Consider the following 25,532-nt stretch of genomic DNA (forward strand, 5'->3'; position numbering starts at 1 on the left):
TCCTCTCACGTTGTTACTCTTCGTTGTTTAAACGCCCTGTAATTGCTTCTTTCGCAACTTCTCGATCATCAAAATGATAAACTTCTTTACCAATAATTTGATACGTTTCATGACCCTTACCAGCAATAATAATGATATCATCTGCTTTTACTTTAGTGATTGCATGGTGTATCGCTTCTTTTCTATCAATAATCACTTCATAATTATTTCCACTTGCACCATGTACCATATCATCTAAAATAGCCGCTGGATCTTCACTTCTTGGATTATCTGATGTGTAAATTGCATGAGTTGCATATTTTGTTGCAACACTTGCCATTATCGGTCTCTTCGTTCGGTCCCTATCGCCACCACAACCAACGATACAATACACATCACCTTTTGCAAATTGTTTTGCAGTTTTTAATACATTCTCTAAACTATCCGGCGTATGTGCGTAATCAACAATAACTGTATAATTTTGTCCTCCATCAACAACTTCAAAACGCCCTGGAACCCCAGCTAGTTCCTTTATAACAGCAATGATTGTTTCTAATTTCACACCCGAAACAAGTCCTGCTGCTGTTGCTGCAAGTACGTTATATACATTAAATTTACCTATTAATTTCATCGTAACATTTACACTTTCATACGGTGTGACAAGGGTAAATGTAGTTCCGCCACTCGTCATAACGATATTTTTTGCCATAATGTCACTTGTTGTATCAATACCATATGTTACAACAGTTGCTGCAGTACTTCTCATATACTCTTCTGTTACATTATCATCGCTATTCAGCACAGCGTACTTTTCACGATTATGATTATAACTATTGCCAAGCTGTGCAAATAGTAACCCTTTTGCATGTTTATATTCTTCCATCGTTTTATGATAGTCTAAATGATCTTGTGTTAAGTTCGTAAACACCGCTACATCGTAATCACATCCGTGTACACGACCAAGATCTAACGCATGTGACGAAACTTCCATTACCGTGCTGTCCACACCTTGTTCAACCATTTTTGAAAACGTCTGTTGAAGTGTTAGTGCATCTGGTGTTGTATTTTTCACCTCAAATGTTTCATCACCGATTTTCATATTAATCGTTCCAATTAGCCCTGTTTTATGACCATGTGCTCGCATAATCTCATCCATAATATGCGATGTTGTTGTCTTTCCATTTGTACCTGTAATTCCAATTAAATGTAACTTGTGTGTCGGTTGACCATAAAAATAATCAGCTAAAACCGCTAACGAACGAAAAGTATTTTTCACAAGTACAACTGGAACGTCAACATCAATTGGTCTTTCCGCAACAATAGCAGCCGCTCCTTGTGCCGCTGCTTGCTTAGCAAAATCATGGCTATCAACCGTATATCCTTTCATACATACAAATAAGCTTCCTTCTTTCACTTTACGTGAATCAGCTTCTATAGATGTGATTTCTGGATTTTCTTTTGGAACAACTGGAAAATCATGCAAACATGATAAAAGTGTATGCAACTTCATTTCACTAAACCCTCTCTACATTGTTTATTTATCTTTTTTTCAGTAAGCAACACATTACCTCCTATATAAGGAGGTAAGTGCTACTGGCCTATTTATGACTGAGACACTTATTGTCTCAAGTTAAGTAACTGTTCTATAAAGAACTCACTTCCACCAATTGTACCATAAAACGTACTATGTTACCTTTAATTCCCGAAGTAAATTCTAATTTTTGAGCCTTCTTTTACTTTAGCTCCCGCTTCTGGTGATTGCTTAATTACTTTCTCTCCATCTCCACTTATATCAAGCTGCAAATCGACGAGTTGTGTTTGTAAATCTTTCTTTTTCATTCCAATTAAATTCGGAACTTCCACAGTTGGTGTATCGCCCCATTTATATTCTTTTTCAACTTGTTCTTTTCTCGGTTTCACTCCCATAACAGGAAGCGCATCTCGAAGGATATTCCCGACAATTGGAGCTGCTACCACTCCACCAAACTGTGTAACCCCTTTTGGATTATCAACAGCAACATACACAACAATCTCTGGATCATCCGCTGGAGCAAATCCGATAAAAGATACAATATAATTATTCTCTAAATATTTACCATCTTTCACCTTTTGAGCAGTACCCGTTTTTCCACCTACACGATATCCATCAATATAAGCACCTTTACCAGAACCTTTCGCTACAACATTCTCTAATGCATAACGAACTTTTTCTGAAGTTTCCTTGGAAATAACTTTTCTTTTCTCAACAGGTGTCTTTTTACTAACAACTTGATTATTTTTCGGATCAATAAACTCCTTAGCTATATACGGCTGATACAATGTTCCACCATTTACAGCCGCCGCTACAGCTGCTACTTGTTGAATTGGTGTAACAGAAACCCCTTGGCCGAATGAAGTTGTCGCTTGCTCTACTGGACCAACTTTATCTAAATTAAATAAAATCCCACTGCCTTCACCTTGCAAGTCAATCCCAGTCTTCTGCCCAAAACCAAAATTACGAATGTATTTAAATAATCGGTCTTTACCAAGGCGATCACCAAGTTCAATAAATCCCGGGTTACATGAGTTTTGAACGACTTCTAAAAACGTTTGACTGCCATGACCTCCTGCTTTCCAGCATTTCAATCTAGCTCCACCGACTTCAGCTGCTCCATCATCATAAAACGTATCCTTCTCTAAGTCTACTAAATTTTCATTCAATGCTGCAGCTAGTGTAATGATCTTAAATGTTGAACCAGGCTCATACGTACTCCACACAGGTAAATTTCTGTTATACACTTCTGGAGAGACACTTTGAAAATCCGCTGGATCAAAACTCGGCCGACTAGACATACCTAAAATTTCACCATTTTTAGGATTCATTGCAATTGCAATCATACCGTCTGGATTATAAGTTGACTCCGCAATATTCATTTCTCTTTCCATAATCCTTGTAATACGCGCATCGATTGTTAATCCTAAATTTAAACCGGCTTCTGGCTTTTTGAAATCATCACCAACATTAGGCATCCTTTGTCCTTTCGCATCTGCAAAAAAACGAACATGACCTTTGTCCCCATTTAGCTCTTTATCATAATATTTTTCTAGTCCCATAAGACCTTGGTTATCGCTACCTGCAAAACCTAATACATGTGATAAAAAGTTTCCAAATGGATAGTACCGGATAGAATCCTCTGCGATATACACGCCCTTCAAACTTAATCCTCGTACTTCTTTCGCTTTGTCATGTGATATTTTCCTTCCGCCTTTATCTAACCTTACAATCGATTCTTTTTTTGTAATTCTTTTATAAATCTCATCTTTTTCCACACCTAATACTGCAGCTAACTTCTCTGCAGTCTCTGCTGGTTTTTCAATTTGCCTCGGTACAACAAAGACAGTTGGAGCACTTTTATTCGTGGCAAGTTCCACACCATTTCGGTCTAAAATCTTCCCACGTTCGGGTTCAAAAGTAATATTACGACTCCATGAATCTTTCGCACGATCCGTTAACATATTCCCAAGAAAAAATTGCACATATCCAAGACGAATATCGATAATAGTGAAAATAAGTATACCTGATATAAGTATAAAAATAAGTCGTTTTCTAACTGTTACATTTGATACACGCATATCGGAACAAGCCTCCCTTACGCCTAGCTTGTTCCAATATATGCTTGTACTTATTTAATTAGAACTTCTTCTCTTTTACCATTACGGCTTTTCTGCTTCTTGTTGTGGTTCGAGTGGCGGTACGAGTGTGACACCTAATTCTGTACCAGGTTGTAATAATGTTCCTTCCGCCACACTTTGCTCTGTTACGTATCCTGTACCAGAAGGCTTCAAGTTAAGCTGTAATGTCTTCGCTAAATTCATAACATCACGCAGTGCCCATCCTTGTATATTTGGCATTGTAGGCTTATCTCCTACCAAGAAGACTCGGTCGCCTTTCAATGTTTGTTCAGTCGCTTTTGGTACTTGTTGCTGTACTTTCCCTTCACCTAGTACGATTGGACGAAGTTTTGCTTTATCAATCGCTTTCCCCGCTTCAGCCATCGTTTTACCAGTTACATCTGGAACAGTAGTTTGTTGTTCTTTCAGATGTTTTTTCGGATCTTTCACTTCATTTGGCTTAATCTTTAAATACTCTAAACTATTTTTTGTTACATATTTAAAAATATCAGCTAAAGGTTGTGCGCCGTTCTCATCATCTTTTAATTTCGGCTGTTTAACAGCTACATACACAACAAGTTGTGGATCGTCCATTGGTGCCATACCTAAGAATGAGAATATATAATTCTGTCTTCCTGTCATATAGCCGCCTTTTCCATCCGGAATTTGCGCTGTACCTGTTTTACCACCAACTGAATATCCATCAATTTTATAAGCTGTCCCTGTACCTTTCGGAGATGTAACAACACGTTCTAATAACTGTCTTACTTGCGCTGCTGTTTCCTTTGTAACAGGTTTTCCTACTTCTTCTGGCTTATGTTCTAATTTTACTTTGTCTGTTATCGGATCTACAATTTTATCAATTGCATAAGGTTTCATCATTTTCCCATCATTTGCAATGGCCGTTGCAGCTTGTACAAGCTGAATTGGTGTTACAGTGGAACCTTGTCCAAAAGCTGTTGTCACTTGTTGTATTTGCTGATCAAATAAAATTGTATTCGATCCTTCACCTGATAAATCAATGTTCGTTTTTTCATCTAATCCAAAACTATGAATATATTTTCGGAAACGTTCTGGACCAAGTTTTTGATCTCCTAAAATTGCAAACGCTACGTTTGAAGAACGCTCTACCCCTTCATCAAACGTGATAGAGCCCCAACCAGCACCGCCGTTATGGTCTTTTATTTTCCTATCTCCGACTTGATATGTCCCTGACTGATAATAATCTTGCCCTTTGTACACACCTTCATTAATAGCTGCCGCTAACGTGAAAATTTTCATTGTTGATCCAGGTTCAAATGCATTGGCAATTGCGTCATTGAAGAAATATTTAATTTGACGATCATTAGGGTCATAACTAGGTTTAGTAGACATCGCTAATATTTTTCCGGTTTTCGGATCTGCAACAATCCCTATTAAACTTTCTGGCTCATATTGCTTACTTGCTGCTTTCATCGCGTCTTCTAAATAACTTTGGACACGTTGATCAATTGTTAAATAAACGTTATCTCCATTTTTCGGTGCCTTTACATTAACTTTTCCACCATCAAGGGATACACCTTTACGATCACCTGTATATGCTACTTCTCCATTAGAAGCACTTAAGTATTTATCTAAGCTTTTTTCTATGCCAAATTGACCTACCGAGGTTCCATTCTCATCTGGTTTTGCATGACCTATAACATAAGATGCAAAATCACCATTTGGATACACCCTTGCATTTTCTGTAATAAAAGATATTCCCGGCAACTTCAACGCCTCTATTTGTTCCTTCTTTTCTTTCGTCAAATCCTTGCCTAACGTTCCGAATTCGACTTGACTTCTACCTTCCTTATTTAAAGAAGCTAAAATATCCTCTTCGCCTTTTCCAAGTACTCCTGCAATTTTCTTTGCAGTATCTTCTTTATTCTCAACAGAGTTAGCGCCTTTTAGCGCAGCCACTATTTTATAAGAGTTTGCGTCTTGTGCTAACACATGACCGTTTTGATCATAAATGGTTCCTCGGTTCGCTTCAAGAACTCCTTTTTTACTATGCTTTTGTTTAGCAAGCGCATCTAAATCCTGATTATGAACTGTTCCTGTTGATTGTATGTAAAAAAATCGGGCTAATAACAGCAAAAAGAGCAGGAGGAAAAATATCATAAAATAACCTGCTCCCTTATTGGTATGAAATTTAGTCATATTCTTCTTCATCGTTCCTTCACACCTATTGCCTTATTTGAGGCCTTTCACATTATTCGCATTAATTTCTAGCCCGTGTTTTTTTGCAACTTCAGCGATTCGTTCATAGCGACTTAACTTCTCTACTTCAGCTTGTAATTCTTGATTTTCTTTTTGCTGCTGTACAATTTTTTCTTCTATCGTCGCTGCTTCTACATTAACTTGATAAAGGCCTGCTTTATTTCCAATAAACGCGACACAGGCATACAATAAAAAGCCAATAAACGCTACATACAACAGTTTTTCGATTCTTGTAATTTTCGCTTTAACCTTCGGCTTAGCCATCTGCTGTGGGGGCGTTTGAATTTGCACCTCTTCTTGCGCTTGTTGTTTGTACTTTACAGCTAAATTAGTCATACCTCTCTCTCCCTTTTATCGTTTTTCAGCGATTCTCAACTTCGCAGAACGCGCACGATTATTTTCTTCTAGCTCTATATCAGAAGGTAAAATCGGTTTTCTTGTAATAAGCTTTAATTTCGGCTTAAATTCATCAGGAATAATCGGTAATCCTGGCGGCAATTGTGGCGTTGTACTATTTCGCTTAAACGTTGTTTTACAAATACGATCTTCTAATGAATGGAATGTTATAACACTAACCCTTCCACCTGGCTTAACCATCTCAATAGCAGATTCCAATGCTTCTTCAAATACTTTTAATTCATCATTTACAGCTATACGAATTGCCTGAAACACTCGCTTAGCAGGATGCCCACCAGTTCTACGAGCAGGAGCCGGAATACCTTCTTTAATTAGCTCTACTAATTCTCCTGTCGTTTCAATAGCTTTATTCTCACGATAAGCTTCAATTTTTCTTGCAATTTGTTTTGAAAATTTCTCTTCACCGTATTGGAAGAAAATCCTTACAAGTTGTTCATATGACCAGCTATTTACAACATCATATGCTGTTAATGGGGCATCTTGATCCATCCGCATATCTAACGGTGCATCATGATGATAACTAAAGCCTCGCTCTGGTGTATCTAATTGTGGGGATGAAACACCTAAATCAAATAAAATACCGTCTACTTCTGTTATACCTATTTCTTGCAGTTTTTCAGCTAAATAACGGAAGTTACTCTTTACTGTTATAAACTGTTCACCGTATGAAGAGAACTTTTCTTTCGCGTTTTGAATCGCTATCTCATCTTGATCAAACGCTATTAATTTTCCACCTTCAGTTAATTGGGATAATAAATAAGAACTATGTCCTCCTCCCCCCAGTGTACAATCTACATATGTACCATCTGGCTTTATATCTAAGCCGTCTACTGTTTCCTTTAAAAGCACTGTTACATGTTTAAACATTGTTGCACCTACTCTTTTTCCAATTAATTATGTTGAATGTATCCCTTCCTCTAAGCACATATTTCACGCTTAGAGAATGAAATAATACGAAAGAACGACTCATTTAACTTACCAACAAAGGCAACATACTATACAAATCGCTATTTTCTTTTATTATATACTAAATTTTATCATCTTTTGCGGGAATTTAAATAAAAAACTGTCGAAAAAGCGAATAATACGTTTACATTTTGTGCTATTTTGTCATATATTTAAGTATCCAACACAATTACCATATCCAACACTTTTTGATTGATAATTCAGAAAAAAATCACTTCACAGTAAATTCAACGGAATAAAAATAAAATCCTGCTCCAAAGAGCAAGATTTTATAGTTTTATAACATGATGTTTTCCGTCCCAAGAAAAAGGGTTTTCCATTACACGATCAACGAAATCCAAACCAAACTGATTTAAATAATAACATACATTCCACACACGTTCTTGCGGCGCACCTAATGGACGAAGTGCGAATTGTATACGGCGGAATTTATTTAGCTGAACCTCATACTTTTTCTCAACATTTCTTTTCAACATTCTTTCCAGCAGTTCAATTTGTTCATTAATTTTCAATTCGTTTTTCCCTGCAAACGCACCTAATCCTGGCTCTATTTTCTTTACAAATTGCTGTAAAGATATATGAATATCGGCAATTTCTTTTTTCGCCTTTTCAAAATGATCATCAATCGGTTCCTCTACTCGATTAGACAACCAGTTTTCACGCAGTTTATCGACATCATTTAAAAACGGATCACTTTCTCTCAATTGCAGATCGAATAAATCTGTCGCTATATCTCTCTCCACATAAGTAATTGTAAGACGAGGAACGACAGGTGGCATTTGAAAACCGACAGTATGGAATACTTGTTGTAATTCACTCCAATAAGCTAATTCCCCTGGACCTCCAATAAATGCGAGCGTAGGAAATACATACTCTTGCATAAGAGGACGCGTTACAACATTATTACTAAAACGTGCCGGATTTCTCTCCATTTCTTCAATCAACTCTTCATATGAAAAGGAATGCGCCCCATCCTTTCCAACAAACTTACCTTGATGCTCTTCAAGCAATACTCGTTCATTATCTATTTCCATGAATATATGCACTGCATGAGACTTCGTTTCAATAATCGGTTTGTATCCTAGTTCTTTAATTACTTCCTGCTGATTACGAAGCCCCTCTTGCACCTCTTTATACTTACCTATAATTCGCTTAAAAAATGGAATTTCTAACTTTCTTAATTCAGGATGATGTGAATCAACAAGGATTAAACCAGAATTAGCAAAGATTTTCGTAATAAGATGAGCAAAGAAATCTACATACGTATTCGATTTTTTCAAAGCATCATCAACAAATTTTAATACATCCTTTGTAAAATTTGTTTCTGGGTATGTTTTAAAAATCTCTTCAATCCAACTTCTACAATCTTCAACAGAAAGTTCAGACTCAGAAGCACTCGCCTTTTTCGGATTACGATCATAAAAAATAGTTTTTTTCATCTTTTTATTTTTCGCTACAAAAGTATGGTTAATCTCATCCATATCATGATCTTCACCCGCAATCCAGAAGACAGGGACAACTTTAACTCCTAAACTTTCTTCCTTTTCCTTTGCAAGCTGTAAAATTGAAATAACTTTATGAATTGTATAAAGCGGTCCAGTTAATAACCCCGCTTGTTGTCCAGCTATAACAACATATGTATTTTCATCTCCAAGCGCTTTTACATTTTGAAGTGTAGATTCTCCCGCTTGTAATTTTGTATTATATTCTAATAAATGCGCTACTAAATCTTGGCGGAAAAACTCCCTTTCACGCAAATCATGTAAACGTTGTTTAAAAGCATCTTCTGTTAACATATAATCAAAACATGACTGTATCTCTTTTTTACCGTTCATATAGTCCGCTACAACACCTTGTTGCGGAACAGAGATTTCTTTTATCTCCATATAATTCTTCCTTTCGTATCCAGTTCTCTCACCAATCCACATTGTAGTCAATGTTTCACTTAAAAGCAAAGAATAACACTTATACTCTTGTTTCTAACCCCTTTATTGCATCGAACAAAAATTGAAGTGTCGGAACTGGTCGTTGCTGTTTCTTAGCCTCTTCTAATACATACCCAACAATCGCATTAATTTCCGTCTGTCTATTCGCTCTTACATCCGCTAACATAGAGGATGTATTACGAGACGTTCCTTCACACACATTTCGTACCATTTGCCATACCATTTCTTTTTCTCCTCTAATAAGAAATGCGACCTCCTGAAACACTTGCTCCATCATTTGATAAAAAAAACGATTCGTGATTAATTCACCATTCTTTACTCCCAATAACGCCGTCAACGGATTGATACATACATTTACTACTAATTTTTTGCGCATAATCTCTTCCCAATCTGTTTCTATTTGAACTGGAAAATAAGCAACAGGAAAAGAATGAAATATTTTTTTAAAATGTATAGATTGGCCACAAACCACTCCAAATCTCGTTACACCTACTCCAGTATGATGAACGATGTGCCCTCCCTCTTTTTTCGCACCATGTTCTACAATACCAACAGCTATATTTTCACTCCCTATTTGCAGCATCTTTGGGAGATGCGACATTCCGTTTTGCAAAAAGATTAATGATGATGCACCTTCCACAAACGGTAGTATGTCATCTATATGATATTGCTTCACAGCAATAAATATATAATCTAAATTTTGCGCTACCATACTTTCTATCGGTAAAACAGGCGGATATACTGTTTCCCATCTTCCATCTCTAATACAAGTTACACCTGTTTCATTTAATTCTTCAGCCTGCTTAGCTGTTCTTGTAAACAACGTAACATCTTGGTTACTTTTTTGTAAATAAAATGTATACAATAGACCAATAGCACCTGGTCCGACAATTCCAATTTTCATTTTCACACAAGGGATTCACATTAAGTGCCCTTGCCTCCCCCCTTTTTCATATCTTTTTAAAGTACATGAGCACGCCCTATAATTTCGTTGTCCTCTGCCAAACAAATACACTCTCATTTTTCACTATGTATATACTGCCTATTAATACACTTATACTCTTAGTTTAGCAAATCCTCAAAAAAATAATAAAAGAAATATACTATCTTCTTCATAAAAATAAAAAAATGAGTTATACTATTATTATAAATATTTTTACTTTTCTGCATTCAACGAGATAAGAAAAGGATGTGATGTAATGGGATTCCCAAAAGTTGAGCGCTTGCTCATCAATTATAAAACGTTAGATGAATTCAAAAAATTTAAAGGGTGCGGAGCCCAGGAACTATCTATGCTGGAAGAATTGCAAGCAAACATTATTGAAAACGACAGTGAATCTCCATTTTACGGTATTTATTATGGCGGATCACTAATCGCACGTATGAGTCTATATATGAAAAGAAACGGCGGAGAACCATTCGAAATTACAGGTCCTTACCTAGAACTTTATAAACTTGAAGTATTACCAACTTTTCAAAAACAAGGATTCGGACAAATGCTTGTAAATCATGCGAAACAACTGCAATTTCCTATTAAAACGATAGCGCGTATTCATTCAGCTGGTTTTTGGGATAAATTAAATTTCAGCCCCGTATCAGTAACTAATGGAGATTTTTATATTTGGCATCCAGAAACAAATTTGAATGCGGTTACAAATGAAGAATCGGCTTAAGAAATAAAAAAAACAGCTGTATAACAGCTGTTTTTTTATTTCTTAAGCTTCTCTAACTTCTCAGTCGAGCGAGCATTGTTTCTTTCCGCTACCATTACACTTCTTTTTTGATCGATATAATCAAGCAATGTTCTATACTCTTCCTCATATACTGATAATCGCTCCAGAAGACGCTCTCTTTCTGTTTGTAATGATTCAACTTGTTGTTGCAACACCGTTAAAGAGTTTTCATCTTTATAATTTTGCAAGAAATCAATAACATCATTCAACGTAATTGACGTAGGTTCTAACACTTTTGTCTCTTTCACTTCATAATTTTCTACTTTACGAAGTTGCTTCGCTTCCTCAATACGTTCTTTATATTGCTTTCTTACGTAAGAATTCCATCTAAATCCACATGCTGCTGGTGTACGAGATAAATTTTTCCCCACTTCCTTAAAGGCAGAAAGTTGTGTTCCACCTTCTCGAATATGCCGGAGTACTACTTCTGCCAGAAGCAAATCTTCATCATCAGTCCAAGCATCTTGTCTTGTTGTCGCCATTTCTCTAGTCCTCCCTATGCATTTTTTATTAAGCATATGCAGTTACTAGAAAAGATAGAATACAACAACTAAAGATTAAGACAAAAAAAATAAACGCAGAAGATATCTTCTGCGTTTATTTTCCTGCAATTACTTGCTGATTACTTCTTTACCTTTGTAAGTACCGCATGCTTTACATACACGGTGAGCTAATTTCGCTTCACCACAGCTTGGGCACTCTACCATACCAGGTACTGATAATTTGAAATGCGTACGACGCTTTCTTTTTACTGTTTTAGAAGTTCTTCTAAAAGGTACAGCCATTCTTCCCACCTCCTTAAAAGAAATAGTTATTTTCATATGAAGGCCTGAACCAGTCTTCCGATTATTTGTCAAAAAACTTTGCAAGTCCTGCCAATCTTGGATCAACAGTCTTTTCTTTGTCTTCTTCCGAAATCACTTGCCAGTCTTGACCTTGCGTCGGTGCTCCACCAGAAACATCATCACTGAAAATTTGCATTGGAATCTCCAAAAGTATATTTTCCTTGATTACGGGCAGTAAGTCAAGTACTTCTCCTTCTAAACAATGAATTTCAGCTTCAGTTTCAAATTCTTCTTGTGAAGTTTGGAACACCTCAGTTGTTTTAATGTCAAATGGTAATGTCACATCTACTAAAGAACGAGAACATGGTAAAACCATGCTTCCAGTTATATGTAGATGAAACGTAAACTTACCGGAGCCAAAATCAACTCTTCCCGTTACATGAACAGGATTAATTTCACAAATATCTTTCTCGACCTCTTTTAGCTCACTTACATCTACCATCTCATCCAATGTCAATCCTTTATTTCTCAATTTATTCAATTGATGGATGGACCATTTCATATCATATCACCTCAAGGCAACAAACAAAATTATAGCTAGCCATTTTATATTTGTCAATGTTTTTTCTTTACACTATAATGAAGTCATCATAGTAAATAATATATAGAGTATCACGTTTTTCAAAAAGATGCTACATCGAAAGGAGAGATTACCATAAAAGCTGGTGGTATTGTTGTTGAATATAACCCTTTTCATAACGGTCATCTTTATCATGTGCAAGAGACAAAAAAGTTAACACAATCCGATATAATAATTGCCGTTATGAGTGGTCCTTTTTTACAGCGTGGTGAGCCCGCACTCATTTCCAAATGGTATCGCACTAAAATGGCCTTAGCAAACGGCGTAGACCTTGTTGTAGAGCTTCCATACGTCTTTGCGACACAAAAGGCTGAAACCTTCGCAAATGGTGCTATTTCCATTTTAAATGCCCTACGTGTTTCTGAAATTTGTTTCGGTAGTGAGGATGGACAAATCGAAAATTTTTATAATACCATCTCCGTACAAAAAAACGAAGAAGAGACTTTTAACTGCCTTGTAAAACAATTCATGGACGCTGGCAATAGTTATGCAAAAGCAACATCGGATGCTTTTTCACACATTTTAACATCCGAAAAAAACATAGATATGTCACAACCAAATAATATTTTAGGCTTCCAATATATGAAAGCAATTCTGTCACAAAATAGCTCTATACAAGCTCAAACTATAAAAAGATTCGCCTCTCATTATCATGATGAAACATTTAATGACCAACATATTGCAAGCGCGACAAGCATTCGGAAACAACTCTTTAGCGAAGAAGGATCATTTACAACAATTGAACCTTTTCTCCCACAGGCAACCACTTCGCTTTTAGCAAATTACAAACAAAACTACGGGATATTACATAATTGGGAACAATACTTTTCATTTTTTAAATATAAACTCATGACAATGTCTTCAGGAGACTTACGACATATATATGAAATAGAAGAAGGTTTAGAGCATCGTATTTTATCAAAAATACAAAACAGTTCCTCCTTCTATTCATTCATGGAAGCATTAAAAACAAAACGTTATACATGGACTAGACTACAAAGAGCTTGTACACACATTTTAACAAACACAACAAAAGAGGAAATACGTAGCGCAAATATAGAACAACATGCACCATATATCCGCCTGCTAGGCATGTCACAAAAAGGACAAACTTATCTTTCAAAAAACAAGAAAAAAATCGAACTTCCAATCCTTACTCATACAAAAACATTTGACCATGCTGCTTTAGATATAGAGAAAAAAGCAAACTCTGTATATTTCTCCATCATGCACGAACCGTTACGCACGCAACTATTAAAACAGGATATAACACACCATCCTATTCGCTATGATGAAACAACTACAAAATTCCTATAAAAAAACCTCTCTATTTCAGAGAGGTTTTTTCCTTATCCATCTTTTCTAAATATGTTAACGCATCATCCAGCGTATCCACTGGTACAATTTTCATTTTTGTTTTAATGTCCTTTGCAGTCTCAAGTGCATCTTTATAGTTCGATTTCTCCGCTCCTTTTTCATTTGGCGCAAAGAACACCTCAGCCCCAGCATCGCTAGCAGCCACCACTTTTTGATTTATACCACCAATCGGGCCAACTTCTCCTTTTTCATTAATTGTACCTGTTCCAGCTATTTCATGTCCTTTTGTTAAGTCTTCTTCCACAAGTTGATTATATATTTCTAATGTGAACATTAAACCTGCGGATGGTCCACCAATTTCATGAGAATTAATTTTCACTTTCGGATCGACCACTAATTCTCTTTCCGTAACGATAGAAACACCTATACCGACACGTCCATTCCCATTAGGAATCGTCTTTACATTTAAATTTTCTTTCAATTGTTTTCCATTTCTCATGTACTCAATACTTACAGCATCGCTTTCTTTTTTCCCAGTCATATATTCAATAAATTGCTCCGTCTTTTCAAATGTTTTTCCATCAACAGCTATAATAACATCACCAAGCTTAAGCTTTCCTTCTGACGGCATTCCTTTTGCCACACCAGCAACTAATACACCTTTATTTTCAAAAGAAACGGAGCGATTTGCACGTTTATATGCATTATAAATTGCTGCATTTTGTGAATCTTTCATCGCATAATTTTGGCGAAATTGATATTCTTCATTACTCTCACCTTTTTGCAATATTTCTTCCGCTTTTGAAATATGTGTATATTTATTAAACTGTGCCGCTATTAAATTCACCACATTTGCTGGTCCCATTGAAACCGTAACAAGCATAAAATCACCAGATTCTTTCGTTCCACCCTCAACTTGAACGTAAGGCTCTAATTTGGCAGCCATTCCTGGTTTTGTTACATAATACGGTAAACGCACGTAAACAAGTAACATCGCCAATATAACCCCTATTAAGATTGCATATATAAACCGAAAACGCTTAAACATTATGTTTCTCCTTCCACTGCTCAATTAATAAATAAATATTTGAAACATGTTTTTCCGCTTCTACTTCTCCAACTCGAATAATGTCTTCAATGTTTGTAAAAGCACGTGAACTAAATTGCTCTACAGCTGGTCGCATCATTAAATCCGATGCAATTTGCCGATTCATTACAAGCTCATGCTGCATAATTTCTATACTTTGCATGATTACGTCATAAATGGACGTAACATCGCCATTCACCTTAATTGGAGACACATCCACAGCGATAACAATATCGGCCCCTAATTCTTTCACAACCGATACTGGGATACGATCAATAACCCCACCATCCACTAATAATCGTCCATCTATTTTTTCTGGTACAAACACTCCAGGAACAGATATGCTAGCCCTCACCGCATCTGCAACTGGTCCACTTGTAAAAACCACTTTTTCCCCCTTCAATATGTCAGTAGCCACAACAGCCGTCGGGATATCTAACTCTTCTAAATTTTTATTATATGTAAACATTTTAATCATATCTTTGACACGTTTTCCAGCAATAAATCCCATTTTCGGTACCGTGAAATCTAAATAATACTTCCGCTTGAAAACAGATGCCAATTTATACAATCTTTCAACGTTACTACTTGCCGCATAAAACGTACCTATTAGCGCCCCCATACTACTTCCTGCAATCATATGAATAGGGATACCAGCTTCCCTTAAAACCTTTATTACACCAATATGAGCAAACCCTTTCGCTCCTCCAGACCCAAGTGCTAAACCAATCTTTGGTTCTTTCATTTTTCTCACCCTTTAATTTTTTTCATTCCTTTTTCATACTTATGGTCTAAATTCACTACGTATCCACGTATACTGAAATGAACGTTTTTTGGGACAAAGGGGGATTTACTTACATGTATGAAAAATGGAAAACCGCTTTCCTTACCATATCAACGCTTTTTTTAACCTTTTCTCTTGTACTCCACCCCCAAGCCGCTTTACAAGCTTCTATTCGCGGGTTAAATATATGGTGGGAAGTTGTATTCCCTTCACTACTACCGTTTTTCATCATTGCGGAACTTCTAATTAGTATCGGTGTTGTAAAATTTATTGGCGTTATATTAGAACCACTCATGCGCCCACTTTTTCGCGTTCCAGGGATAGGTGGATTCGTTTGGGCAATGGGAATGGCTTCAGGTTTCCCTGCAGGCGCCAAACTAAGCGCTAGACTACGAAAAAGCAACCTTTTAACTCAGATTGAAGCGGAGCGCCTCGTTTCTTTCACAAATTCTTCTAATCCACTTTTTATTTTCGGTGCTGTGTCTATCGGTTTTTTTAATAATCCGAAATTAGGGATTATATTAGCGGCTGCCCATTATTTAAGTAACTTTGCTGTCGGATTAATTATGCGTTTTTACGGCCATAATACCGTTTACAAAAATAATACACACACTACAAAAAAACGCCGCTTTCAAAACCCTTTTTTAATTCTTCACGAGACACGCTTACAAGAAAAAAGACCAATCGGTAAATTACTTGGGGATGCTATCGTTTCTTCTATTCAAACATTACTTATGATTGGCGGATTTATTATTTTATTCTCTGTGTTAAATAAAATGATTACTGTATTCCACATTACAGCAGCTCTTTCTTTTATTATGCAACATATTTTATCATTCTTCCAACTAAGTACAGATTTTAGTATACCTATATTATCAGGTGTTTTCGAAATGACACTCGGAAGCCAAATGATTAGTCAAATAAATGAAACACCCCTCTTACAACAAGCTATGGTAACAAGCTTCATTTTAGCATTTAGCGGTCTTTCTATTCAGGCACAAGTTGCTAGCATATTAGCTGAAACAGACATCCGATTTAAACCCTATTTTTTCGCACGAATTATTCAAAGTATTCTTGCCCCTATTTTTACATTTATATTTTGGACACCATTTTATGAGAAAGTAAGTTCTTTCTCACCTATGCAAAAAGATATTCCTGTATTTTTATCCAAGCATCCTTCTATACTACATGAAATTTGGACATCTTTTATACATTACGGACCAATTTTTACATTATTTTGTCTATATTTATATGTTATTTTATTATTTTTTCGCACGTATAAAGAAAAACCCCGTTCACTTTAACGGGGTTTGAAACTTTTCTTTTAAAGCACGCTCTACAATAGGAGGCACAAGATCCACTACACTTCCTCCATACCTCGCAACTTCTTTCACAATACTCGAGCTTAAAAATGAATATTGGTTGTTTGTCATAATAAAAAATGTTTCAATATTTTCATCTAATTTTCGATTCATAGAAGTAATTTGCATCTCATATTCAAAATCAGAAACTGCTCGTAAACCACGTAATATTGCATTTGCATTACGCATTTTTGCATACTCTACTAACAGCCCACTATGCGAATCTACTTTTACATTCGGGATATCCTTTGTCGCTTCTCGAATTAGTTCTAATCGCTCTTCAACTGAAAAGAATGGTTTTTTAGATGAATTGTTTAAAACGACTACGTACACCTCATCAAATACTTTTGCTCCCCTTTTAATAATATCCAGATGCCCAAGGGTAATTGGATCAAAACTTCCTGAAGAAATAGCTATACTTGTCATTCTGTCCCCTCACCTTCATACTTATAAATCGATATTGCAGTAATCCCATAATTCTCAGCTCGTACTTTTACAAGCTTTCCTATTGAATCAGGTAAAACCACATCATTACCATGCTCTGCCATAATTAATCCATCACTATGTAGCAATCCATGTTGATCCATTACACTAATTAAAGATACAATTTTTTGCTCTTTATATGGTGGGTCTATTAATATAAGATCGAATGACATTTCACGTTTTATAAGCGCCTTTACTGCACGTTCCGCATCATTTCGATATACTTCAGCTTGTTCCTGTATTCTACAACTTTCTAAATTTTGATGAATTACTTTTATCGCTTTACTATCCCTATCAACAAAAATCGCTTTATCGATCCCTCTGCTCAAAGCCTCAATTCCAAGGCCACCACTACCACCAAATAAATCAAGGGCGATACCACCATCAAAATAAGGACCTATCATATTAAAAATAGATTCTTTTACTTTATCTGTCGTTGGACGTGTTGTATTACCAGGAACCGCTTTAAGTGGGTGTCCTTTACATTTTCCTGAAACTACTCTCATCTGTTGTCACTACCTTTATTTCAATCTATCGAGCGATTATAGAAAGCCATTCCCACTTCGGTAACCGTTAACAAATTACATTCACCAAAATATTAGAAAACTCAGCATCAAATAACCACTCATTATTTTTATGTATTCATCTCATCATTCACTAATATGAATCCAATATGTATATTAGTTCCACTTTATCTTTTTTATCCTATCACAAAATAAAAAAAAGAAAAATAAAAAGCCTGACATAAAATTTAATTTCATTATGTATATCTTCATTTAGATTGGACATAAATAATTATAACAACATCACCTTCGATGTTGTTGCCAACCGCGGAGAAGACTTACGTTTCCCCATAAGTTCTTCCTCCGGTTTCTCCTCTCCCTTTGCCTTCTTACTAGTACATGCTAGTATAAGAAGGGCCCTGCTATGCAGGGTTTTTTTTCTTTGTGTGCTTTTCATTTAAAAAGTGAAATGTTACAGTAAAAGAAAGAGGAGGAAAAAATATGATTCAACGCTTTATAGAACTCGGAGAAGGCTACTCTGATTTATATGAATTACTTGAAATTGCCAAAACAAATCAAGAACGTATAGCACATATGTTACAATTTGAAACGATAAAAAACGATAAAAAAGTGTGTTCGCTTGTTGTAATATTAAAACCAACTACTACTGGTGATTTCCAACCATTATACATATGTCGTGAAGGCATTCCTGTATTTGAAAATAAAAAAAGTAAACGTGTCATTTTATTTGAAGAAACGGCAGAGCAACTCGGAAAAAAAGTGGCTACTTTTACTGTAAAGCCATCTACAACTTTCCCAGAAAAAGAACTATTTTTTAATCATTTAATTGGTATTTTACGAATGAACAATTTCATTCCTCCGATGAAATAACACTTTATTTCAATTAAAAAATCCCCCGCTAAATTTAGCAGGGGATTTTTTCTATTAGCTATAATCGTATTCTTTTGCTCGATCAGGACGGGAATTTTCAAATTCCGTTTTTAAATACGGGCGATACGACTGTTCTATCTTTTTCACAAAAGGAAGTTTGTTCAATTTATGCATCATATGCTCAATTTGTTCCATGTCACAATATACTACAGCATATTTTAATCGTTTTGATATGTAATGTATGTTACCATATTTCCTTAAAATCTTGGCATGTTTCAATGAATGTAAATAAACAATCATACTTTGTCGTTGCCCGAACATAATCTTCTCCATCTTCTCCTTTTAAAAACATATATTTTATATTCTATGAAAACCAATCAGAAATTTATAACATTACAGGACAAACTCTGTATACGTTTCCTTCCAACTTCTAAAAAACGGGGTACATCACCCCGTTTTTTTACAACCACAACCTCCGCCAGTACCACAACCTCCACCACAGCCACCAGCATCAAAGAATGGATTCCCTGTTGGCACTTTAATGGAAGAAGACACTTCCGAACCGATCGCTACACTAACTTCATCTAATAACTTCTGCAAAGCAGTTTCTGCTCTTTTAAAAGCTGCAACCTTATCATGTAAGTCCACAGAACGCTTTAATTCTCTCATTTTCATCGATACGGTAGTGTAGTCAGGATGGTATTTTCCAAAACGCTGTACTTCCTCATACCGTTCTTTCATCGCTGTAAATTGCTGAATTAACGTCTGAAGTTCCATATCTTCATGTAATTCTCTATAATACTTACGATAATCTTCTGCTATATCTGAACAGATAATCGCTTTTGCAAGCTGCTCTGCCTTATCTAATATTAATACGCTTTCTAGCGTCGCTACAATCATGAGAGACACCTCCGAGTATCCATCATACCACATTTAGATTAGAACTACTAATTGAAGTGACTTACTCAAAAGAAAGATATAATGAAACTATTTTCACACTATATCCGTACACACTTATACAGTAATATGTTCCGCTATATTATATTTAAGAACATCCCATTTCCCACTATTTTGTTTCACATAACTAATACACGCATTTTTTAATGGTGTCTTAAATGTAATTTCATCTGGTTCAATGGCATGTAAAATTGCTTTTATCGCGTGTGAGTGAGCAACAATAATAATACGTTTGCCAAAATGAGTTGTTGCAACATCTTCTAAAGCAGCAAAGCAACGAGCTACAATCTCTTCATCTTGCTCCATACCTTCTACTTTACCCTCAGCAATCAACTCTCTAACAGTCGCAACTGGCTTCCCTGAAGCTTCTCCAAAATTCCGTTCAACAAATCGATCATCTAATAAAATCGATTGTAATCCAGCCGCCTTTGCGATTTCATTAGCCGTTTCTTGCGCTCTAATTAACGGGCTACTTATAATGATATCCCACGTTTCTTCTTGTAAAGCAGCTGCACTTTGACTCGCTTGCTTCTTACCAACTTCATTAAGCGGAATATCTTCTCGCCCCTGAATAATTTCTTGAAAATTCCAATCAGTTTGTCCATGTCGTACTAAACAAATTTCCGTCATGCTGCAACTCCTTTTTAAATAATCAATCTCTATTGTAACAAAAGTTCTGCATGACGGACATATTTTTCACTTGCAATTAGGTTGCATTTTGTTGCTTCATATACTGAAACATATCAATCATGATCGAAGCAACAGCCAATTGATTTTGAAATTTTTCCACTTTATCTGGTATTGTTTTTTTGAAATGTTGCATCGCCGCTAACTCAAAAGCCTCTTTTTCTTCAGGATTTCGTGTTAATTTTCTATACCAGTACGGTTGCTCTCTAATATAGCGAGATAAATCCTCATCAGCCTTTATAAACTCCATAATTTCTGCTCTCATCATCTTTCCCCCCTAATCCTTTTGAAAGAAAAACGGGTTATTTTCTGAAGTACTTTGTTCTTGTTGCGTACGGTTACCTTGAAATTGCTGAATAACTTGTTGCACGCTCCCAATAGCACTCGTCACATTAGCTAAATGGTTCTGCATTTGTTCCACGTCCAACTTTTTAAAAAAAGAAAGCATTTGCCCCATCACATCAGCAGTTTTTTCCTCTTCAGTTCGATTATCTTTTTCTTTTTTATTTTCTTTTACCGAAGAAAACGCAGGCGCTCCATCCGGTCTATAAGTTGCCCATATTGGATCTTCTTCACCAAGTAAGTACCATTCTTCATAAAATTGTTGCCAAGTTTTGTGACCACTTCTAACCTCATGAACCATTTTAGGGTGATGGTTTACAAATTCTTTAAACTGTTGAACCGATGGATGTAACGGCCCTTTTGTTGTTGGCATAATCCTCACCTCTCCATGTATATCTACTATATAGTAAGAAAAAAAAGGCGCATGGTTCGCCTATTTTTAGACGATTCATGCACCTTTTTTTCTGCTATTTGCATACGGTCAGATTCCCACCTACAATTCAGTGAATACGAAGTAACTAATTAGGTGATGTAACACCCCACCGCTTACAGTTTCGCTTTATTTTCGAATAAAGTTTTGTGTATAAAATTTATCGTATACACCAACACCTAATCCTGTAAATTGTTCATTTAATAAATTCTTTCTATGCCCCTCACTATTTAACCAACCTTGCACTGCCGCAATTCCATCACTATGTTGCGCCGCTATGTTCTCACCAGCAAGTTGAAATCCTACTTTCCCGCGCTGCAAACGATCTCCTAGCGTACCTAATGTAGGTGAGTCATGAGAAAAATAATTATTGTCTTTCATATCTTTACTGTGACCAACAGCAACATCTGCCGTTTCCTGATCCCATGTTAATAATGGTAATTTATGACGACTTCGAATGATATTTGTTAAATCAAAAATTTGTTGCATATTCCCATTTTCTACTTGTTTTATCTTTTCTGGAGTCAATGGTTGTTCTGCTATTAATTCACCTGAATAAACGAGCTGATATGGTCTTTGGCGTAATAAAGTTTCATCATCCATATAACGAACACCCACAAGCTCATGTGTAAATTGATCAAAATACAATTGCGCCCATCCATCTTCTACAGGTATTAACGGTTGTTCCATGACTTCGGTATCAGATAGTTCAAATTGATAACTATTTTTCCCTCTTTTTAATGAAATTTCATGCGAAAGCGGACTTTTTTTATATACTTCTTCATATTTTTCATTTATATAATAAGGTGGAACCTTAACTTGTTCACCAGCAGCGTACGCCGTTATAACTTTACGTTCAGAAACTCCGAATTGAACATACTGAGTTAAATCCTGATTGTATACCCACCATTCATATCCGTATGCAGATGGCTCTATTCGAGAGGGTTCTCCCCACTTCGCTAATAAATTTTCAGAGTCTTCACCAATCATATTTAAAACAGTGTCTGAGGAGTCTTCCTTAATTTGCTTTTTCTTTTTCACAATTTTATTTTCTTGCTTTGATTGAGATGGGGTTAATATATATTGTGAAACGAGTAATTTCCCGTATAAATCAACAGCTAAAATTAAAATTGTAATCATTACGATACGCAATAATTTCTTCAAACGATATACCTCCTGAACAAAACATAAAATTGAGATATACACAAATCCTTTTCTTTCTTTTTGTGTGTACCGTACTCTTTTCACTATATCATATTTTTGTGAAAAAAGTCTGGATTATCCCTTTTCTCTCAATATGAATTGCACTTTCTTATTATTCATACTATTATAAAAATAATGGTGTAACATTAAAAAAGGAGGTATTATATGCAATTTACAAATACGAAATTTAATGGAGCCGTCGTTGAATTAACTCTTTTAACTGAAATCATGGAAAACAACCACTTCGTACTTGCTGGACAGTGGGATTATGAACGGGTTACATACGATTATAAATTTGAAATATTAAAGGATGTTTATTATTTGCGGGTGCAAGGCGTTGCTGTTGAAGGTGACATTGGCAGTAGACACGCTGAAGTAAAACTACTCCCTCCCTTATTAGGAAAACATTATTATCCTCACGGCGTTGAATATGGCGATGATGAGACTTTCCCAACGAATGTACTTCAAAAAAGTGAACAACTCCTACAAAATGTCGAAAAAGAGTTAAAGGAACTTCAAATTATTGATTAACAAAAACAAGCGCATCAATATGATGCGCTTGTTTTTTCCCTCCCCTAAGAATGAATCGTTTTTTTTACTGGATATCCATAAATAGATCCATCCTTTACTTTAATCTCATCTTCCCAAGGAACCTTATATTTACCTTCAGATAAATCTTTTACAAACGTATATGGATTTTCTTTCACCCCACCAGGAGTTGCTACATATCCTCTTGAACCTAGATTATATATATTATTTTCTAATCCCCATCCTAATCTAGCCTGATCTGCTAGTTCTGGATATACTTCAGCAGTAACAATCTCCCAAGGATTTCGATGCCCCTGTACTAAAGTAGTCCCATCAAAATTACATACTTGTCCTTCACCAAAGTAATAAAATACACCATCATAACCCGCTAAGTTTACCGACAATGTATACATTAAATTCTGCCATGCATTTGAACGATTGGTTAGCATCCATTGTTCACTAACTTGTGTGCTATACCCAGAAATACGAATCAAGACATTTGCACCTTTATAGGCCGCTTCACGAGCTACTTCAGGGAACATGCCATCATGACAAATACAAACAGCTAATTTACTTCCTCCAGGTCCATCACAAACAGGTAAGCCTAAATCTCCAGCTTTCCAAGGCTCGACTGGCACCCAAGGATTTAGCTTACGATACTTCAAAATCATTTCACCTTGTGGATCAATAATAACTGCTGTATTATATGGCTCTCCACCATCAGGGTTTTTTTCCATTATTGAAAAAACACCATATACTTTAGATTCCTTACATGCCTCAGCAAATAAGTCTGTTTCTGGCCCAGGCACTGTACATAAAAATTCTTCTGTAGTCCATTTTTTTGTATTGAGCCCTTGTGTACTATATTCAGGAAATACTATCAATTCTAATCCAGGGTAACCTGATTTGGTCGAATGAATTGTTTTTATGATTTGTTGAATTTGTTTATCAATGTCTGCACGTGACTCTACTACTGGTACTGGATATTGAATTAGCGCTGTCAAAAAACCACTAATCGGCTTTACCATACTTCCACTACTACCCATTTAAATTCCCCCTTAAAATAGTTCGTGTTTATTAAAGATAACAATATATATTTGTAACTCTCTAAAAAACTTGCACTACATATGGAATTATTACGCATGAAAGCTAGTAGTAAATTTTATATCCACTTTTAGTACACGCCTACACTAACTTAACATAAATAATTAGAAAATTCAATCTTTAACGAAAATCTAAAACTAAAAAAGAAAAAGCGTATGGAATCCCATACACTTCTTCTACTTAGTCTGCAAATAAGGTGGTAATTGCTGCAACTGCTCCTTATCCTTTTCACGCTCTCTACGTGCCCATCTAAAGAATACATAGCCTATAATTGTACCGTACACTATTTCCTGGACAATTTTCATTATGATACCACCAGTTTGTTGGTCTTGTACTACTGGCATCCAGTGTAAAAATTCTGGTCCAGTTATATTTAAATCTGATAAAGTGCCCGCCGGTACACATAGTTCCATTGCTTTCATCCAAGCGGCTGGATCCGTATACGTTGCGAATAACGGAGCTGTCGCAAAAATTATTAACGCACAAGCTGGCGTTAATAATATACCGTTAGCAAACATGTAACCAAGTTTCTTTATATCACTTAACGTTTGATATTCTGGTAACGGATTTAGCATCGGCCACCACATCATGATTGCTGTAAAAAACAATATAGTGAGACAAATAGGATGAGCAATTTGACTTTGTTTTACCGTATCAAAAACAACTGGTAAATGATAAAAAGAAAACAGGCCGTTAAATACAAACAATGCAATAAGTGGTTTAGCAAATACCTTTAATATAATTTGAACGAACTTAAAAGAAGTAATGTAACGATATAACCAAATTGGTATACCAAGCAACAGTAACGGTGGAACTGCAATATACATGACTGCCATTTCAAACATATGAGCACTAAATATAATATGGCCAATTAAATCAATAGGCCCTCCCTTTACAAAATACAAAAGAACAATACCAGTCGTAAAATAAATAATTTGCTTCTTACTTACCTTCGTCGCATTTTCAAATCTCATTCTATAAGGCCCAATAATTAAGAAGTACCCAATAAGAATCGAAAGCATAAATAATAAAAAAATTGGACTCCATAAAGCCTGAAAACCAAATATCCATAAGTTACTCATTGTCACACCTACCTTCTTAAGGTTATTCCATAATATGAAGAGGGAGCTGTGACAACACAAGCTCCCTTATTTTTCACTTTTCAAATCCACACAATTGTCATAAAAGCTAAAATTGTAATTAACCCTATTAGCAGGCCAGAGTAAAGAAAGAAACTTGCTGCTTCATGTCCTTTATGGCTCATATGCATAAAATAATACAATTGAAAAATTACTTGTACCACTGCTAATAGTAAAATAAATGGCACAGAGAAAGTCGGACTAAAAGTTTTTGGATACGCCACTGCTACAAATGCAACTAATGTTAAAAAAATCATTAATGCAAACGTAATAACTTGATGCTTCATTTCCTCCGCACTTTTTCTCTTCCGATAAACAAGATCAACTTTAGGATTATTCGTTTGCTTTATCGCCATTG

General features: G+C 35.8%; 28 protein-coding genes. 5 read left to right on the forward strand and 23 right to left on the reverse strand.

Annotation, left to right across the window (positions count from 1 at the left end):
- Positions 1–13: 13 nt before the first annotated feature.
- The 7 genes from murE to panE form a co-directional block, all read right to left on the reverse strand.
- A complete protein-coding gene (gene murE, locus ACW0JX_RS18990; protein WP_089171690.1) occupies positions 14–1,489 on the reverse strand; it encodes a UDP-N-acetylmuramoyl-L-alanyl-D-glutamate--2,6-diaminopimelate ligase in 1,476 nt (491 codons plus the stop codon).
- Between the two features lie 185 nt (positions 1,490–1,674).
- Positions 1,675–3,591 (reverse strand): stage V sporulation protein D, encoded by a 1,917-nt coding sequence (locus tag ACW0JX_RS18995; protein WP_001266235.1) that lies wholly within the window; start codon positions 3,589–3,591, stop codon positions 1,675–1,677.
- Between the two features lie 81 nt (positions 3,592–3,672).
- Positions 3,673–5,823, reverse strand: a complete 2,151-nt coding sequence (locus ACW0JX_RS19000; RefSeq protein WP_095690274.1) for a penicillin-binding protein — start codon at positions 5,821–5,823, stop codon at positions 3,673–3,675.
- 21 nt (positions 5,824–5,844) lie between these two features.
- Complete coding sequence (ftsL, locus tag ACW0JX_RS19005; RefSeq protein ID WP_000182804.1) at positions 5,845–6,207, reverse strand: cell division protein FtsL; 363 nt, start codon at positions 6,205–6,207, stop codon at positions 5,845–5,847.
- A gap of 15 nt (positions 6,208–6,222) precedes the next feature.
- Positions 6,223–7,155, reverse strand: coding sequence for a 16S rRNA (cytosine(1402)-N(4))-methyltransferase RsmH (rsmH, locus tag ACW0JX_RS19010; protein WP_000472508.1), 933 nt, complete (start codon positions 7,153–7,155; stop codon positions 6,223–6,225).
- 368 nt (positions 7,156–7,523) lie between these two features.
- Positions 7,524–9,140 (reverse strand): bacillithiol biosynthesis cysteine-adding enzyme BshC, encoded by a 1,617-nt coding sequence (bshC, locus tag ACW0JX_RS19015; protein WP_069356136.1) that lies wholly within the window; start codon positions 9,138–9,140, stop codon positions 7,524–7,526.
- A gap of 79 nt (positions 9,141–9,219) precedes the next feature.
- Positions 9,220–10,104: a 2-dehydropantoate 2-reductase gene (gene panE, locus ACW0JX_RS19020; protein ID WP_014482115.1), complete on the reverse strand. Its 885-nt coding sequence runs from the start codon at positions 10,102–10,104 to the stop codon at positions 9,220–9,222.
- A gap of 295 nt (positions 10,105–10,399) precedes the next feature.
- Between panE and ACW0JX_RS19025 the strand changes: the two genes are divergently transcribed.
- The gene (locus ACW0JX_RS19025; protein WP_459245004.1) at positions 10,400–10,873 is read left to right on the forward strand and encodes an N-acetyltransferase; all 474 of its coding nucleotides are present in this window, start codon (positions 10,400–10,402) and stop codon (positions 10,871–10,873) included.
- A gap of 35 nt (positions 10,874–10,908) precedes the next feature.
- On the opposite strand, the gene ACW0JX_RS19030 is transcribed toward ACW0JX_RS19025, so the two are convergent.
- The 3 genes from ACW0JX_RS19030 to ACW0JX_RS19040 all read right to left on the reverse strand — a co-directional run bounded on the left by ACW0JX_RS19030 (position 10,909) and on the right by ACW0JX_RS19040 (position 12,280).
- Positions 10,909–11,415: an RsfA family transcriptional regulator gene (locus tag ACW0JX_RS19030; protein WP_000246469.1), complete on the reverse strand. Its 507-nt coding sequence runs from the start codon at positions 11,413–11,415 to the stop codon at positions 10,909–10,911.
- Between the two features lie 129 nt (positions 11,416–11,544).
- A complete protein-coding gene (gene rpmF, locus ACW0JX_RS19035) occupies positions 11,545–11,718 on the reverse strand; it encodes a 50S ribosomal protein L32 (RefSeq protein WP_001984764.1) in 174 nt (57 codons plus the stop codon).
- 61 nt (positions 11,719–11,779) lie between these two features.
- A complete protein-coding gene (locus ACW0JX_RS19040) occupies positions 11,780–12,280 on the reverse strand; it encodes a YceD family protein (RefSeq protein ID WP_078994000.1) in 501 nt (166 codons plus the stop codon).
- A gap of 213 nt (positions 12,281–12,493) precedes the next feature.
- Here ACW0JX_RS19040 and ACW0JX_RS19045 point away from each other — a divergent pair, with 213 nt between their 5' ends.
- The gene (locus ACW0JX_RS19045; protein WP_069356137.1) at positions 12,494–13,675 is read left to right on the forward strand and encodes a nucleotidyltransferase; all 1,182 of its coding nucleotides are present in this window, start codon (positions 12,494–12,496) and stop codon (positions 13,673–13,675) included.
- A gap of 10 nt (positions 13,676–13,685) precedes the next feature.
- Here the strand turns inward: ACW0JX_RS19045 and ACW0JX_RS19050 are convergent, their stop codons facing one another.
- Both ACW0JX_RS19050 and ACW0JX_RS19055 read right to left on the reverse strand, forming a co-directional pair.
- Entirely contained in the window at positions 13,686–14,723 is a 1,038-nt protein-coding gene (locus tag ACW0JX_RS19050; protein WP_053563741.1) for a SepM family pheromone-processing serine protease, read from the reverse strand.
- Positions 14,716–15,507: a patatin-like phospholipase family protein gene (locus ACW0JX_RS19055; RefSeq protein ID WP_000662590.1), complete on the reverse strand. Its 792-nt coding sequence runs from the start codon at positions 15,505–15,507 to the stop codon at positions 14,716–14,718. The genes ACW0JX_RS19050 and ACW0JX_RS19055 overlap by 8 nt, the downstream gene beginning before the upstream one ends.
- 113 nt (positions 15,508–15,620) lie before the next feature.
- On the opposite strand from ACW0JX_RS19055, the gene ylbJ reads away from it, so the two are divergent.
- Positions 15,621–16,850, forward strand: coding sequence for a sporulation integral membrane protein YlbJ (ylbJ, locus tag ACW0JX_RS19060; protein WP_095690272.1), 1,230 nt, complete (start codon positions 15,621–15,623; stop codon positions 16,848–16,850).
- On the opposite strand, the gene coaD is transcribed toward ylbJ, so the two are convergent.
- Together coaD and rsmD are read right to left on the reverse strand one after the other, a co-directional pair.
- Positions 16,842–17,333 (reverse strand): pantetheine-phosphate adenylyltransferase, encoded by a 492-nt coding sequence (gene coaD / locus ACW0JX_RS19065; RefSeq protein WP_000200601.1) that lies wholly within the window; start codon positions 17,331–17,333, stop codon positions 16,842–16,844. The genes ylbJ and coaD overlap by 9 nt on opposite strands.
- Positions 17,330–17,896 carry a 16S rRNA (guanine(966)-N(2))-methyltransferase RsmD gene (gene rsmD, locus ACW0JX_RS19070; RefSeq protein ID WP_001266976.1) on the reverse strand — a complete coding sequence of 189 codons (567 nt, stop codon included), beginning with the start codon at positions 17,894–17,896 and terminating at the stop codon, positions 17,330–17,332. Before rsmD ends, coaD begins: the two co-directional genes overlap by 4 nt.
- Before the next feature lie 498 nt (positions 17,897–18,394).
- Between rsmD and ACW0JX_RS19075 the strand changes: the two genes are divergently transcribed.
- On the forward strand, positions 18,395–18,784 hold the full coding sequence (locus tag ACW0JX_RS19075) for a DUF7147 family protein (RefSeq protein ID WP_000616017.1): 390 nt from the start codon (positions 18,395–18,397) through the stop codon (positions 18,782–18,784).
- 54 nt (positions 18,785–18,838) lie between these two features.
- Here ACW0JX_RS19075 and ACW0JX_RS19080 read toward each other — a convergent pair whose 3' ends face one another.
- The 6 genes from ACW0JX_RS19080 to ACW0JX_RS19105 all read right to left on the reverse strand — a co-directional run bounded on the left by ACW0JX_RS19080 (position 18,839) and on the right by ACW0JX_RS19105 (position 22,364).
- A complete protein-coding gene (locus ACW0JX_RS19080; RefSeq protein ID WP_002082261.1) occupies positions 18,839–19,105 on the reverse strand; it encodes a YlbG family protein in 267 nt (88 codons plus the stop codon).
- A gap of 126 nt (positions 19,106–19,231) precedes the next feature.
- Positions 19,232–19,684 carry a YlbF/YmcA family competence regulator gene (locus ACW0JX_RS19085; RefSeq protein WP_000634366.1) on the reverse strand — a complete coding sequence of 151 codons (453 nt, stop codon included), beginning with the start codon at positions 19,682–19,684 and terminating at the stop codon, positions 19,232–19,234.
- Positions 19,685–19,798: 114 nt separating this feature from the next.
- Positions 19,799–20,371 carry a histidine phosphatase family protein gene (locus ACW0JX_RS19090; protein ID WP_053563739.1) on the reverse strand — a complete coding sequence of 191 codons (573 nt, stop codon included), beginning with the start codon at positions 20,369–20,371 and terminating at the stop codon, positions 19,799–19,801.
- Between the two features lie 76 nt (positions 20,372–20,447).
- Positions 20,448–20,693 carry a YlbE-like family protein gene (locus ACW0JX_RS19095; RefSeq protein ID WP_001200990.1) on the reverse strand — a complete coding sequence of 82 codons (246 nt, stop codon included), beginning with the start codon at positions 20,691–20,693 and terminating at the stop codon, positions 20,448–20,450.
- 12 nt (positions 20,694–20,705) lie between these two features.
- A complete protein-coding gene (locus tag ACW0JX_RS19100) occupies positions 20,706–21,143 on the reverse strand; it encodes a YlbD family protein (protein WP_001143346.1) in 438 nt (145 codons plus the stop codon).
- A gap of 186 nt (positions 21,144–21,329) precedes the next feature.
- Positions 21,330–22,364: a CAP domain-containing protein gene (locus ACW0JX_RS19105; RefSeq protein WP_000735387.1), complete on the reverse strand. Its 1,035-nt coding sequence runs from the start codon at positions 22,362–22,364 to the stop codon at positions 21,330–21,332.
- A 204-nt stretch (positions 22,365–22,568) separates the two neighbouring features.
- Between ACW0JX_RS19105 and ACW0JX_RS19110 the strand changes: the two genes are divergently transcribed.
- A complete protein-coding gene (locus tag ACW0JX_RS19110; RefSeq protein ID WP_001160948.1) occupies positions 22,569–22,934 on the forward strand; it encodes a YugN family protein in 366 nt (121 codons plus the stop codon).
- A 44-nt stretch (positions 22,935–22,978) separates the two neighbouring features.
- Here ACW0JX_RS19110 and ACW0JX_RS19115 read toward each other — a convergent pair whose 3' ends face one another.
- From ACW0JX_RS19115 to ctaF, 3 genes are all read right to left on the reverse strand, one after another.
- Positions 22,979–23,977 carry a formamidase gene (locus tag ACW0JX_RS19115; RefSeq protein ID WP_459245005.1) on the reverse strand — a complete coding sequence of 333 codons (999 nt, stop codon included), beginning with the start codon at positions 23,975–23,977 and terminating at the stop codon, positions 22,979–22,981.
- 234 nt (positions 23,978–24,211) lie between these two features.
- Positions 24,212–25,117, reverse strand: a complete 906-nt coding sequence (gene ctaG / locus ACW0JX_RS19120; RefSeq protein WP_016080459.1) for a cytochrome c oxidase assembly factor CtaG — start codon at positions 25,115–25,117, stop codon at positions 24,212–24,214.
- An 80-nt stretch (positions 25,118–25,197) separates the two neighbouring features.
- Positions 25,198–25,530, reverse strand: coding sequence for a cytochrome c oxidase subunit IVB (gene ctaF, locus ACW0JX_RS19125; RefSeq protein ID WP_000985703.1), 333 nt, complete (start codon positions 25,528–25,530; stop codon positions 25,198–25,200).
- Positions 25,531–25,532: the final 2 nt, after the last annotated feature.

This window comes from Bacillus sp. C-3-6, assembly GCF_054509685.1.

Bases quoted from the DNA above. Each gene is read 5' to 3' on its own strand.
- murE (WP_089171690.1), bottom strand. From the start codon at position 1,489: ATGAAGTTGCATACACTTTTATCATGTTTGCATGATTTTCCAGTTGTT.
- ACW0JX_RS18995 (WP_001266235.1), bottom strand. From the start codon at position 3,591: ATGCGTGTATCAAATGTAACAGTTAGAAAACGACTTATTTTTATACTT.
- ACW0JX_RS19000 (WP_095690274.1), bottom strand. From the start codon at position 5,823: ATGAAGAAGAATATGACTAAATTTCATACCAATAAGGGAGCAGGTTAT.
- ftsL (WP_000182804.1), bottom strand. From the start codon at position 6,207: ATGACTAATTTAGCTGTAAAGTACAAACAACAAGCGCAAGAAGAGGTG.
- rsmH (WP_000472508.1), bottom strand. From the start codon at position 7,155: ATGTTTAAACATGTAACAGTGCTTTTAAAGGAAACAGTAGACGGCTTA.
- bshC (WP_069356136.1), bottom strand. From the start codon at position 9,140: ATGGAGATAAAAGAAATCTCTGTTCCGCAACAAGGTGTTGTAGCGGAC.
- panE (WP_014482115.1), bottom strand. From the start codon at position 10,104: ATGAAAATTGGAATTGTCGGACCAGGTGCTATTGGTCTATTGTATACA.
- ACW0JX_RS19025 (WP_459245004.1), top strand. From the start codon at position 10,400: ATGGGATTCCCAAAAGTTGAGCGCTTGCTCATCAATTATAAAACGTTA.
- ACW0JX_RS19030 (WP_000246469.1), bottom strand. From the start codon at position 11,415: ATGGCGACAACAAGACAAGATGCTTGGACTGATGATGAAGATTTGCTT.
- rpmF (WP_001984764.1), bottom strand. From the start codon at position 11,718: ATGGCTGTACCTTTTAGAAGAACTTCTAAAACAGTAAAAAGAAAGCGT.
- ACW0JX_RS19040 (WP_078994000.1), bottom strand. From the start codon at position 12,280: ATGAAATGGTCCATCCATCAATTGAATAAATTGAGAAATAAAGGATTG.
- ACW0JX_RS19050 (WP_053563741.1), bottom strand. From the start codon at position 14,723: ATGTTTAAGCGTTTTCGGTTTATATATGCAATCTTAATAGGGGTTATA.
- ACW0JX_RS19055 (WP_000662590.1), bottom strand. From the start codon at position 15,507: ATGAAAGAACCAAAGATTGGTTTAGCACTTGGGTCTGGAGGAGCGAAA.
- ylbJ (WP_095690272.1), top strand. From the start codon at position 15,621: ATGTATGAAAAATGGAAAACCGCTTTCCTTACCATATCAACGCTTTTT.
- coaD (WP_000200601.1), bottom strand. From the start codon at position 17,333: ATGACAAGTATAGCTATTTCTTCAGGAAGTTTTGATCCAATTACCCTT.
- rsmD (WP_001266976.1), bottom strand. From the start codon at position 17,896: ATGAGAGTAGTTTCAGGAAAATGTAAAGGACACCCACTTAAAGCGGTT.
- ACW0JX_RS19075 (WP_000616017.1), top strand. From the start codon at position 18,395: ATGATTCAACGCTTTATAGAACTCGGAGAAGGCTACTCTGATTTATAT.
- ACW0JX_RS19080 (WP_002082261.1), bottom strand. From the start codon at position 19,105: ATGTTCGGGCAACGACAAAGTATGATTGTTTATTTACATTCATTGAAA.
- ACW0JX_RS19085 (WP_000634366.1), bottom strand. From the start codon at position 19,684: ATGATTGTAGCGACGCTAGAAAGCGTATTAATATTAGATAAGGCAGAG.
- ACW0JX_RS19090 (WP_053563739.1), bottom strand. From the start codon at position 20,371: ATGACGGAAATTTGTTTAGTACGACATGGACAAACTGATTGGAATTTT.
- ACW0JX_RS19095 (WP_001200990.1), bottom strand. From the start codon at position 20,693: ATGAGAGCAGAAATTATGGAGTTTATAAAGGCTGATGAGGATTTATCT.
- ACW0JX_RS19100 (WP_001143346.1), bottom strand. From the start codon at position 21,143: ATGCCAACAACAAAAGGGCCGTTACATCCATCGGTTCAACAGTTTAAA.
- ACW0JX_RS19110 (WP_001160948.1), top strand. From the start codon at position 22,569: ATGCAATTTACAAATACGAAATTTAATGGAGCCGTCGTTGAATTAACT.
- ACW0JX_RS19115 (WP_459245005.1), bottom strand. From the start codon at position 23,977: ATGGGTAGTAGTGGAAGTATGGTAAAGCCGATTAGTGGTTTTTTGACA.
- ctaG (WP_016080459.1), bottom strand. From the start codon at position 25,117: ATGAGTAACTTATGGATATTTGGTTTTCAGGCTTTATGGAGTCCAATT.
- ctaF (WP_000985703.1), bottom strand. From the start codon at position 25,530: ATGGCGATAAAGCAAACGAATAATCCTAAAGTTGATCTTGTTTATCGG.